The organism is Marivirga tractuosa DSM 4126, from assembly GCF_000183425.1.
Lineage (GTDB): Bacteria > Bacteroidota > Bacteroidia > Cytophagales > Cyclobacteriaceae > Marivirga > Marivirga tractuosa.
On the sequence record NC_014759.1, the window covers coordinates 13,491 to 25,556 of the forward strand.

Annotated in this window: 8 protein-coding genes; 3 read left to right on the forward strand and 5 right to left on the reverse strand. The window is 34.1% G+C overall.

All coding sequences use genetic code 11. The features are described from left to right. Positions 1 to 44 precede the first annotated feature (44 nt). The 5 genes from FTRAC_RS00080 to FTRAC_RS00100 all read right to left on the reverse strand — a co-directional run bounded on the left by FTRAC_RS00080 (position 45) and on the right by FTRAC_RS00100 (position 8,906). A complete protein-coding gene (locus FTRAC_RS00080; RefSeq protein ID WP_013452183.1) occupies positions 45 to 4,901 on the reverse strand; it encodes a DNA repair ATPase in 4,857 nt (1,618 codons plus the stop codon). A 152-nt stretch (positions 4,902 to 5,053) separates the two neighbouring features. Next, positions 5,054 to 7,081, reverse strand: coding sequence for a flotillin family protein (locus tag FTRAC_RS00085; protein WP_013452184.1), 2,028 nt, complete (start codon positions 7,079 to 7,081; stop codon positions 5,054 to 5,056). A gap of 16 nt (positions 7,082 to 7,097) precedes the next feature. After that, the gene (locus tag FTRAC_RS00090) at positions 7,098 to 7,730 is read right to left on the reverse strand and encodes an OB-fold-containig protein (RefSeq protein WP_013452185.1); all 633 of its coding nucleotides are present in this window, start codon (positions 7,728 to 7,730) and stop codon (positions 7,098 to 7,100) included. A gap of 80 nt (positions 7,731 to 7,810) precedes the next feature. Continuing rightward, on the reverse strand, positions 7,811 to 8,503 hold the full coding sequence (locus tag FTRAC_RS00095; protein ID WP_013452186.1) for a PspA/IM30 family protein: 693 nt from the start codon (positions 8,501 to 8,503) through the stop codon (positions 7,811 to 7,813). Positions 8,504 to 8,513: 10 nt separating this feature from the next. After that, entirely contained in the window at positions 8,514 to 8,906 is a 393-nt protein-coding gene (locus FTRAC_RS00100; RefSeq protein ID WP_013452187.1) for a type III secretion system chaperone family protein, read from the reverse strand. 142 nt (positions 8,907 to 9,048) lie between these two features. On the opposite strand from FTRAC_RS00100, the gene FTRAC_RS19015 reads away from it, so the two are divergent. The 3 genes from FTRAC_RS19015 (at position 9,049) to FTRAC_RS00115 (ending at position 12,050) form a co-directional block, all read left to right on the forward strand. Beyond that, a complete protein-coding gene (locus tag FTRAC_RS19015) occupies positions 9,049 to 9,693 on the forward strand; it encodes a helix-turn-helix domain-containing protein (protein WP_013452188.1) in 645 nt (214 codons plus the stop codon). A 141-nt stretch (positions 9,694 to 9,834) separates the two neighbouring features. Beyond that, a complete protein-coding gene (ispG, locus tag FTRAC_RS00110; RefSeq protein WP_013452189.1) occupies positions 9,835 to 11,790 on the forward strand; it encodes a (E)-4-hydroxy-3-methylbut-2-enyl-diphosphate synthase in 1,956 nt (651 codons plus the stop codon). A gap of 29 nt (positions 11,791 to 11,819) precedes the next feature. Continuing rightward, positions 11,820 to 12,050 (forward strand): DUF6728 family protein, encoded by a 231-nt coding sequence (locus FTRAC_RS00115; RefSeq protein ID WP_013452190.1) that lies wholly within the window; start codon positions 11,820 to 11,822, stop codon positions 12,048 to 12,050. Positions 12,051 to 12,066: the final 16 nt, after the last annotated feature.

Sequence of the window (12,066 nt, forward strand, 5' to 3'; positions counted from 1 at the left end):
ATAAGAATTATGTTATAAGAGAATAACATAATTCTATGATTTATTTAATTTTTACGATTTATTAAAGCTTTCTCAATATTTTCTAAACCTTCTATAAACAAAGTCATTTGCCCAATAATTTGAGACATTCTATCAGAATCACCTAGACCTTTTAATTTATTGTTTTTCACAAAGGTTTCTTTTATTGAATTCCATCTTTTAGCTTTTACTTCATCTAAGTCGTCCATTAGTTCTCCTAACTTTAATAGATTAGCCTCTGCATCAGAAGTTAAGGTCTGAGATTCGTTTTGATAGTGATCTATCAATAGTTGATATACCTCTCGATCTTCTAATATAGGAACTACTTGACTCATAAGTTTATTCATATCTCTGTATGAACCCTGTAATTTAAAAGGAGGTTCTACTCTATAATCATCACTCATTGCAGCAGATGTGATGTATTGTGCGTTTACTTTTAATACTACATCCCTGATATACATTACCTTTTCCAATACCTTCAAACAATCTTGTACCTCTTGAGGGGAAAGGTTACCTTCCATATCCGGCATGTTCTGTTCGTCATTTTCAATGTATTTAACCAGCTTATACAAATTGTCCAAACCATATTGCGTTATGGATTTTAAATAAGGATTTGAAGTAAGTCCATTTTCTATTAAACTTAATCTAAATAAGTCTGCACGATTGGTAGCCGTATCTCCTAGATTATAAATATCAGCTCTATTAGATAGCATATCTGGAATTTGAAATTTGTCACCACTTTCAGTGTAAGGGTTTCCAGCCATCACCACACAGAAACGCTTACCTCTAAAATCGTAAGTTTTTGATTCTCCATTAAATACCCCCTCGATTTTGCGTTGTCCATCTGCTAATGAAATAAATTTCTGTAAAAATTCAGGATTACAATGCTGGATATCATCTAAGTAGAGCATGACATTATCGCTCATTTCAAATGCTAGATTTAGTTTTTGCAGTTCTTGTCTGGTAGCAGCATTTCGCGCTTCCCCGGGATCAACGGAAGTGATTTCATGTCCTATTGAAGGACCATTGATTTTCATGAAAATTAAGCCTAGTCGATCTGCTACGTATTCCATCAGAGTAGTTTTACCGTAGCCAGGAGGAGAAATTAACAATAGCATACCAGATCGGTCGGTACGCTTATCATTACCATAAGCCCCCATTTGTTTGGCAAAATTGGCACCTATTAAAGGAAAATAAACCTGATTTATCAATTTATTTCTTACAAAAGAGGTCAATACCTGAGTTTGGAATTCGTGTAATTTTAAGGCTTTTCTTTTCTGCTCAACTAAATCATGTTTAAGCTTTTGCAATTCCATATACCGAGGCTTTACCTTCTTCACGAAGTTTGTTAACCTATTTACAAATTCATGATAATCGAAATGATAGGATTTTGTGGATTTATCATTATCCTGCTCATTATGACTAATTACAGCTTTTAAATTATCTATTTTTTCTACACCAGAGATAGTCTGTACCTGTTTACTATCAGCGGAGTCAGTCATTATAAATCCTGCAACCTCATTGATTGTTTGTTCAGAACTTTCATATTTACTGTTTTCAATAAAAGAAACAATCCATTGCTTGCATAGATGCCAATTTTCTGCTGGGTGGTCATTTAGCTGGTTTTGCGCATCCTTAAAGTTTAGGTCTGCATTTTTGGTTTTAAGGTGTTTTTTAAATGCGACCAATATATCGAAGGCCGTTTTGTCTATTACAAATCCATCTGAAACCTGTTCTTCTGCCAAATAAATTGCCGCCTGACGCACATCAATCTTTTGAAATAAATGATTCTCCTCAGTGAAATTTTTGATAGCCTCAGTAAGCTTTTCAATTAAATGAACATGCTCTTTGGGGTTGGAGAAGGCTTGTTTTAATAAATTTACGAATACGAATTGTTTTTTAAAATAGGCCTTTTTATCAGCATGGGTAAAATGCCAAAATAACTGAGCCAAAATCCTAACATTAGGGGAAAAACGCAATAAGCCCAAATCATTGTGCTTCTTAAGTAGTGTTTTTACAATATAGAGTGCGTCATGATCGTGTACTCCTTTTACGTAACCTTCTCCATAATTTGCTGCTGTGTATTGATTAATTTCTTCTTTTAATTCTTGATCAGTATATTTTTTTTGCTGATTAAGACTATTGAAAATTTTCCAGGATAAATATTCCGTTCTATTGACATTTTTGTTTTCAGAAGGAAGTTCCTGTTCCCAAACATCTTTTAAGTCATTGATGTTTGTGGCATCAATTTGTTCGTAATAAGATGTGCCTGTCAGGTGATAAAAGTACTTTTTATCTTTTATTACCAATGCTAAGTCTAGCTTTTGAGTATTGGTTGAAAATCGATATTCTCCTAATTTAATGATATTATCACCATCTTCAAATAGCTCTTTTTTGTCTTTTAAAGCTCTTAAGGCTTCTTGTTGCAATACTTGAAGTTGGTTTAATAAGTCTTCTGATTTAGCTGAGTCACCTAAATTTTCCAGTTTTTCAGCCACATCACGGACTTTATCAATCATGAGATCAGAAGCGAAATAACCATTAATCTCTACATCAGAATCAAAGCTTGCAGCCCTTGATTTTATGCCTTTTAAGACGCGTTCTGCTGATCCAAATAAAGAATTGGTTTTTTTATTCCGCGCTTCAGTAAGATTAACTTTCTTTGATTCAAACGCGGCATAAATAGATTCTCTTTTTATACTTATTTTCTCAATAAACTCCTCAAAATCCACAAATCTGCTTTCCAATTCTTCTAACTGTATGGATAATTTGGTTAGATATTCATCGCATTTTTGAGGATCGGTTGCTAAATCTAAATAGTTTACAATTGACTGTTCAAAAAGGGTCATTTGTGCTTGAAAATCTGCTCTAGCCTCACGTTCCCCCAGTTGTTTGCGCTTATTGTTTAGGGCTATTCTTTGTTGATTGAGTTGTGCGAATATTAATGAGATGTTCTCTATAATTTGAGTAGAATGAGCAGTGTCTTCTACCTTTAAGTTATTGACAATATCAATCAGTAATTCTAATTGAAGAGAGAGCTCATCAAACTCTTTTTCCAATTCTTTTGCGTCAATTACTTTAGTAAGTTTTTCAACAGACTTTACTAAGGAGTTCATCTGTTTTTGGTAGTAATCAAGTGCATTATCTTTTAGCAGGAATTGCACACATGCCTCTGAAAGTTCATCTGCTCGTTCAGCTATCTGATTTTCCATTTCCTCTACCAGCTCTAAATCAATATAGCGCAAATTTTTTAGCCCAATAATTTCGCCCCTTATGCTTCTCATTTGAGAAAGTAAAGAAACATACTGTTCAAGAGTGTCGTAATTGGCACTTCGAGTGTCAAATAGTATTTTCTCTACCTTAGCTTTAGTTTCTTCTAGTGTGTCATTGGTTTTATTACGGATTTCTACTACTTTTTCAAATTCATCAATAGCTGAAACAGCAATTTTTTTGACAGCCTTTATAGGTTGATTTAAACCTTCAGGCGAATCACTTTTTAACCAAAAGTAGCCATCTAATATGCCTTGACTTCTCTTTTCAATGTCTTCATAGAGCCCGTTATAACTATCTTCTTTATTTAATAAAACAATAAGCTCTTGTATTTCTGCCATGGCATTTACAATCTGCCTATTTCCTATTTTGTAAAGTTCATGGTCTTTAAATTCATCATTTGGAATTAACTCCTTGGTATAAGGTGTTTGCCAAATTTGTATTAAATGGGTTTTACTAGGCTCTTTTTCAGTATTGAAATAACACATTTCTCCATCTGCAAAAAGAGTGTAGCCATTACAGAAAATCGGAGTCTTAACCGTTTGTTCAATTACATTGTAAGAGAGAATAACGAAATCATGGTTTTTTTCTTCATAAAAAACGAATAGGTAGTCCTCCCCATTTGGAGATTGAACTTTTCTTAAAAATTTTACTCCTTCTATTCGCCTATCAAATATTTTATTTTCACCTGTTTGTAGATAATAGCCATTAGACAATATTATCCCTTGTTCATCTGGTAGTAATATTCCTGCGTCTTCAAGCGTATCTACCCTTACTACTTTTTTGACCCTGTAGTTAAAAATGAAATAGCGGTTGCTTTCTAAATAGGGCTTTATTTTCAGTAAAACTAAATTACCTAAATCACAATAGGATACTTCTGCATCATCTAATGATTGATCTCTTTGCTCAACATCCTCACTATATATTCCTTCCCCATCATCTGTATTATCCTCAATTTTGATTGTCAGATTGCCATTTACTGTTTCAACGAAAACTTTATCGACAATAGAAATATGCGGGTTTTTACCTGTTCTTTGCATGTCTCTAGTGGCTTTAGTCCACTCAAACTCATGCTGCGCTGGGAATTGTACTTCAGCGGCACTGCGTGAATCTACGAAGGTTAGTTTTTCATCTTCTATGAGCCATTTAAAAGCTTTTATATCTGTAGGGCTTTCAGATAATTGAAAGACCAAATACAGAAAACTTCCTTTTTTAAAGAAGCGTGAAAATTGCGTGTTTCTATAAAATTTATAGAGGTTCTGAAGTTCTTCTGAAAAAGTATCATCCTTTATTATATCAGAAGAAATAGGATGAAATTCATCATTTTCAAATTTGAATACACTAAATACATCATCAATTTCGAGAATTGATTTAAGGCCTAATCTGACATTATAGCCAAATAAGCAAATATTGCCAATAGAAATAATATCTCTTGCCAGACAATTATGTTCAGTTTTAATACGAACATTTGATAGAAGTTTGAATTCAACAGCCCCAAATATATTTTGACGTTCTTTATTTAGTTTTTGAAGCTTTTCAACCAGATTTTCACGTTGCTCATGTAGTCGGTTTTGAATAATCTCGTAGGTACCTCTTTCAATATTATTATCCATAATCGGTTTATTCCCTTATCCTAAATGATTAGATTTTTTGGCAATTTGTTGGTGTTTAGATTTAGCTACTGGCTATTAATTAAAGCCAGTAGCTAAAGTTTAATTGTATTTGTAGGAAAGTCCTATTAATATGAAGCTTTTGGGTAATTAATTTATTGTAGCTTTTTTTGATCTAAACCCATTCCGCTAACAAACTTACTTATATTCGACAAGAAGCTTTTATCCTCATCAGTTGCTTTCATTTGTACACGGGTAATTAGAGCTGCAATAGATAGATTTTTTATATCTTCTGCTGTAACTCCATATTTGAAAGCCATATTTTTAATCTTCTCAATTAAATCAGTTTGCTCACCGTTTTCACCGTTACCACCAAAAAAGGAATCTTTGAAGCTCGTAAGTGTATTGGAGTTTTCTACCAATTTATCAATTCCCTTTCCGTTGGAAACTTGCTTGATAAGATTGTCAAAGAAAGTGTTGTCACCACCGACAATATCAATTTTCGCAGTTTTAAATGCTTCAGATAGTACTTGAGCTTGTGCATTAGCAATATCTTTTTGTATGCCAATGTCTGCAAGTTGTACTTCTTTCTCTTTATTGAGTTTCAGTCTGAATTCTTCATGTTCTTTACCAGCATCATTCAATTTCTTCATTGCTTCAGCTTTTTCATGAATTCCTTTAGCCTCAGCAACTGCTTTTTCTTGGATGACACTAGCTTCTGCTAGTCCTTGTTTTCTTTTTGCTTCTGCTAGTTTCTCAACTACTATTGCATCCACAGTACCTTGTCTCTCGTTTGCGTCAGCTTTTGCATGCATGACTTGTGCTTCAGACATTCCAATCGTAGCTTCTTCCTTAGCTTTTGCATCTGCAATTATTTTTCTTGCTTCTGCTTCCATATCAGCAGCATCCTTCTTAGCCCCCGCTTCAATGAGTACCTTTTGTGCATCAAACTTAGCAGCTTGTTCTCTTGATTCTGCAGCTTTTACATCTTCAATTAAGTGTTGCTCTGCTTCTTTATCAGCATTAATAATGGCAACTTCTTTTAATCTATTCGCTTCTTTTAAAGCAACAACATCTTTGATTTTTTCTTGTTCTTCAACAACAGTTTTTTCCATTACAACACGTTCACGGATGGCGTCTTGGATATTTCTTTTTTCAATTTCTACTGCTTTTTCTTTTTCGATTTGAGCGAGTGAAACTATCCTTTCTCTTTCTGTTGCCTCAATATCACGATCTTTTTGTACTCTTTCAGTTTCAACTGCTTCAGCCCTTTCTTTATTTTTGGCAGCAATAATTACCTGACGAAGTTTGTTTTCTTGTTGTATTTCAAGCTGTTCCTCAGTTCTAATACGTACTTCCTCTGACTTCAGTTTTTCTTGTGAGCTTACAGTGTCAATCTCAGCTTGTTCTCGGGCTATAATTGTTTCAATTTCCCTGCGTTGCGATTCTTCTTTCTCTTTTTGTTGCTTTTCAAGTTCTAAGATAGCTTCCCTAGCTTCAACATCTTGTTTTTTGATAGTTTTCTCCTCATCTCTGCGGATCAAATTCGATTTAACCTTTTGAGCAGCAGTTAATTCTGTGATTTTTTTGATACCCTCAGCATCTAAGATATTGTCAGCATCCAGGTTTACTACATTAGTCTGTTCTAAATAATCAATCGCACAATCATCTAAAACATAGCCGTTTAAATCTGTACCTATAATGTCGATGATTTCATTTCTAAATTCTCTCCTAGCTTCATATAACTCTATGAATTCAAACTTTTTACCTACACTTTTTAGTGCTTCTGAGAATTTTGCTTCAAAAAGGCTCTCCAACGTTTCATGATCAGATGCTCTTTCACATCCAATAGTTTGTGCAACGTTGACTATATCTTGAACAGATTTATTTACTCTTACAAAAAAAGCTACTTTAATGTCTGCCCTCATATTGTCTTTGCAGATTAGTCCATCTTTCATCATTCTGGAAATTTCCAGTTTTTTGACAGATATATCCATGATTTCTTCTTTATGCAGAATAGGGATTACCATACCTGCATTGAAGAATATTTTGACACCACCCTGTCCGGTCCGTACTAAAACACGGCCTTGGCTTACTTTTTTATACATTGAGATGAGCCAGATTCCTAGCCCAAATAAAACAACGATGCCTACTGTGGCAACTACGTAAAATGATTCTATCATAAGATTTGAGTTTAAATTATTGTGGATATTTTTGTGCAAGAAAGTATTTCTTGTCTGGTGATTCTTCTAAAATTATCACTGTTTCATTAAAGGCTACTAGCTGTTCATCAATGGATTTTGCATAAACTTTAATGATGTCGCCATTTACCTGAATTTCTAATTGACCAATTTTATCAAATCCTATCGGAGAAAGTACTTTTCCAGTTTTACCGATAAAATCAATTGCTACTTCTCCTTTATGATTAAATTGTGCATATAGTTTGACAAATGGTTTGGCAACTACTTTTGTAATAAGCATACTTACTATTAAGCCCGGAATATATAGTAAAAATCCAAACAGGTTGTTTTCTATCCCAAGTATAGCAGTGATATTCACATTTATAAGCCACATGCAAAAAATCACGATAGTAATTATGAACATGACGGGAAGCTCCCCAATGTAAAAGAAGGATAAAAATGAGTTCCAGAAGCTAGGGCTTTCTATTTCTCCTGCCTCTATTGCTCCTGAATCAGCATCAACATCGGCATTGGCAAAGTCTAAATCTAAGCCAGTAAAAATAATTAAAAGCCAATAAAACACCATTAAAGCCGCCAACATGGTTAAGATGAAATTAGCAGGTGCTAAAGCGATATTTATTAAATTCTCCATAGTTGCAATTAAAAATATTGTTTTCAGAATGATTTTATTGTGATCCCTTTATTTTGGGCCATGCATGGGCTCTCTGAAAATTATATTCCTAATTGCTTTTTCATTTGTGCTAATTCATCTTCCACCGAAAGATTTTCAATGGCTTTGTTCATTTTTTCTTCATTAGTTTCACTTGCTTCAGCCATTTCACCATAAGCCTGAGCCAAAGCTTCATCTTGCATTACTTTGCTCTTCATTCTTTCCAACATTGAAACCACGCTATGACTATCCATATTGGTCATTTGCTTATTGATTTTTTGAGTGGCACTGCTTACTTTAACACGAGCTTTTAGAGTGCTTAATTCATTTTCCCATTGTTTTATACCAGTTTTGATGCTGTTTACATTTTTTTCTAATGTTGCAACTTGCTTCTCTAAATTGGCCACATCATCTTTTATTAAAAGAATGTCTTTAGCCAATTGCGCTTTTCTTTTTAGGTTTTCTTTAACAAAATTGTCTGCTTCCGCACTATCAATTTCTTTCTGCTGAGCTTTTTTCAATAGCAATACTGATTTGTTTTGAAGGTCTTCTTCAGCCTCTTTAGTTTCGTTGAGTTCTCGTGTTCTTTTTATATGCATGGCTTTTACTTCTGCTAAAGAACGCATGGCAACATCTTGATTTTCACGCATATCTCGTAACCCCTGTTCAACCATTTTGATTGGGTCTTCCAGTTTATCTACTGCCGAGTTGGTTTCAGCTTGTCCGATTTTAAATAGTCTTCTTAGTACATTCATGATTTTAAATTTAGTTTTTTGAAAATGAAACAAGCTCATTGGAAAATTCTGATAGCAATAATCCCAATGAGTTAATAGTGCTTTCTAATTCTTCAAGATCCAAAGTTTCAACTTGCAAAGTGTTTCTAAAGATTACCTTTTCGCCTTTTTCGTCTAATACAAAAGCACCATGAACAATATCCCGATTTTTGATAAGTAGTTGTTTGTAAATATTTCCTTCATCTTTTACTTCAAATAGATATTGCTCAATAATTACAATTGGAGATGCTACACCAATTACCATGTTTTTCACACCTAGTTCTTCATTCTCCACTACTAATAAGCTATCGGTTTCACTTTCATGTAGAATTACTGACTCAAGCTCCAAAACAAACTCTTTAACTTTTTTGAAATGCGGTTCCATTAATGGCTTATTTTTTATTTTAAAAATTGATATGGTGATTAAACCATAGCACAATATCCATGAAAATATTTATATTTGCAAATAGTATTTGCATTATATGATAATATTATTTGCAAAGTATTGTTATTTAAATTATTGGAATATGTCAAAATACGGAGAAAACATAAAGAAAATACGTAGTGTAAGAGGATTAACGCAATCTCAATTAGCAGATATTATTGATGTGAGTAGAGGAGTGATCAGTTCATACGAAGAGGGTAGGGCAGAACCAAAAATTGAGACGATTATAAAAACAGCTGAGGTATTTCAAGTTACAATTGATACATTGTTGAAGAAAAATATTACAGTAAATCAACTAAGCGGATTTGCCATACCAGATATTTTGACTGATAATAAACAGATAGCTACATCTTCTGGAAATGAAGAGTTTGCTAAATTTTTTCCTAGTGGATTAATAATTTTAGAAGCATCTAAAGTAAATGAAAATATTTACTGTACTGGCAATGACTTAATATTTGGACTTAAAGATGAGGCTACAAAAAATAAGTTATTTGTAATAGAATTGTATAATGAATCAATAATTGGGAGAGTCACACAAATAACTGATGAATTTATTTTCTTAAATAGATCAAAGATTCTAATTAAAGATATAAAAAGGACTATTAAAGTGATTGGCATCTACCAGCCTTTTAAAACTGTTTCTCCTTTAGAGAATAGGCTTATGTTATTGGAAAAAAGGCTCAAGAAAATTGAAGAAGCAATCGAGAGTGATTGGTCAGATATATAGTGAATCTTTTAATCAGATTTTTTAATTCAGCCTTCTGTTAAGGATGGTTCCGATGATTTCACAACAATTTAACAATTATCAATAGTTGTTATACTAACAATTTGTTTACTTTGTAGTTAAATCGGTGGAAGGAATAAAAATATGGAAATCTCAACTAAAAATTTTCAGCAGTATTGTAATAGCTTAGTTGCTTATAAGCGTAGAAAAACTATTCCTGTAAAAGTGGGTGATGTTACTATTGGAGGTGATAATCCTATTGTTTTGCAATCCATGACTACTGTTGACACCATGGACACAGAAGGCTCCATTGAGCAATCCATCAGAATGATTGATGCAGGGTGTCAGTTGGTAAGAATTACCGCTCCCTCGATCAAGGAAGCTGAAAATTTGAGAGCCATTAAAGAAGGCCTAAAGAAACGAGGCTACAACTCTCCTTTGGTAGCCGATATCCATTTCACACCCAATGCAGCAGAATTAGCAGCCAAGATAGTAGAAAAAGTAAGGGTGAATCCTGGCAATTATGCCGATAAAAAGAAATTTGAGAATATTGAATATACAGATGAGAGCTATCAAGCGGAATTAGATAGAATAAAAAAGCGTTTTAAGCCCTTGGTCAAGATCTGTAAAGAACATGGCACTGCGATGAGAATAGGCACCAATCACGGTTCGCTTTCTGATCGTATTATGAGCCGGTATGGTGACACTCCTTTTGGTATGGTGGAATCCGCCTTGGAATTCATCAGGATATGTGAAGAAATGGAGTTCTATGATATAGTAGTTTCCATGAAGTCAAGTAATCCGCAAGTGATGGTGCAGGCCTATCGTTTGTTGGTGCAAAAGCTCGATGAAGAAGGTCTAAAACCTTATCCCTTGCATTTAGGTGTAACAGAAGCAGGAGAGGCAGAAGATGGTCGTATCAAAAGCTCTGTAGGTATAGGAACTTTGTTGGAAGATGGTTTAGGAGATACCATTCGGGTTTCTTTAACAGAAGAGCCAGAGGAAGAAATCCCAGTTGCCAAGGTTTTAGCTGATCGTTATAATGAGAGAGAGGATCATGATGAAATCCCGCTGATAGATAATTGCCTTTTCAATCCTTATGAATATGAAAAAAGAGATAGCAGGCAAGTAGCAAATATAGGTGGTCAGGAAGTGCCAATAGTCATGGCTGATTTTTCTTTGAAACAGAATATTACACCGGCTTCATTTTTTGGAGTAGGTTATAATTACTCAGTCCCCTTAGATAAATGGTCAATTTCTGACTTTGCTTGTGATTACATATTCACCAATGACAAAGCAGTAGATTTTGAAATTCCGGGTACATTAGGAATAGTACATTCCCACAAAACTTGGTTGGATGAAAAGCATAAGGAAAGAAGATTTCCTTTTATCAATCCTAAAGATTATTTAAAAGGAGTTGAAGTGCATCCTAAATTAAACTTCATATACGCCATTTTATCTGATTTATCGGAGGAGTTAATTGTAAAATTAAAAAATGACCCAACTGCTGTTTTATTGATAGATACCTACAATACACATGGAATGGCTGAACAGCGCAGATTATTTATGGAATTGATGCAAAAGAGTTGTGATGTTCCGGTTGTAATTGGTAGAGCGTATCAAGACTTATCATTAGAGAAACTTCAGTTATATTCAGCTACCGATATGGGCGGTTTATTGATTGACGGTTTTGGAGATGGTGTATTTATAGCGGCTGAAAACTGTGGAGGTGATAAAGCTATTAATGAAACTGCTTTTAATATTTTGCAGGCGAGCCGAACTAGAATTTCCAAAACGGAATATATTTCCTGCCCTTCTTGTGGAAGAACTTTGTTTGATTTACAGGAAACCACGGCCATGATTAGAAATAGAACTAATCACCTGAAAGGTGTGAAGATTGGGATTATGGGCTGTATAGTAAATGGGCCAGGTGAGATGGCCGATGCAGATTATGGTTATGTAGGCTCAGGAAAAGGTAAAATCACCTTGTATAAGGGACAAGAAGTTATGAAAAGGGGAGTGCCTTCAGAAAGAGCAGTAGATGAGTTAATTGATATTATCAGGCAAGATGGCAAATGGTTAGAACCACAAGAGGCTTAATGTTGTTAGCTTAGAAATCAAAAGTAGTTATGTCAAAAGAATTTAATTCAAATCAAGAGAATAAAACATCCGATCATTGGTCTGCCTATTTTCGGTTAGGTGCAGTGCTTGGTTATTTTAAAAGATTATTTGGTAAAAAAGATCCTAACGCTCCAAGTAATTTCAATTTAAAAATGATGCACGGAATCAATAAGATATCTATTGTCATGTTTCTTATTGCAGTAATTGTAATGGTAACAAGGGCGATTTTGCGGTCTTAACAATAATTAAGAGTGA

Bases quoted from the DNA above. Each gene is read 5' to 3' on its own strand.
- ispG (WP_013452189.1), top strand. From the start codon at position 9,835: ATGGAAATCTCAACTAAAAATTTTCAGCAGTATTGTAATAGCTTAGTT.
- FTRAC_RS00095 (WP_013452186.1), bottom strand. From the start codon at position 8,503: ATGAATGTACTAAGAAGACTATTTAAAATCGGACAAGCTGAAACCAAC.
- FTRAC_RS00100 (WP_013452187.1), bottom strand. From the start codon at position 8,906: ATGGAACCGCATTTCAAAAAAGTTAAAGAGTTTGTTTTGGAGCTTGAG.
- FTRAC_RS00115 (WP_013452190.1), top strand. From the start codon at position 11,820: ATGTCAAAAGAATTTAATTCAAATCAAGAGAATAAAACATCCGATCAT.
- FTRAC_RS19015 (WP_013452188.1), top strand. From the start codon at position 9,049: ATGTCAAAATACGGAGAAAACATAAAGAAAATACGTAGTGTAAGAGGA.
- FTRAC_RS00085 (WP_013452184.1), bottom strand. From the start codon at position 7,081: ATGATAGAATCATTTTACGTAGTTGCCACAGTAGGCATCGTTGTTTTA.
- FTRAC_RS00080 (WP_013452183.1), bottom strand. From the start codon at position 4,901: ATGGATAATAATATTGAAAGAGGTACCTACGAGATTATTCAAAACCGA.
- FTRAC_RS00090 (WP_013452185.1), bottom strand. From the start codon at position 7,730: ATGGAGAATTTAATAAATATCGCTTTAGCACCTGCTAATTTCATCTTA.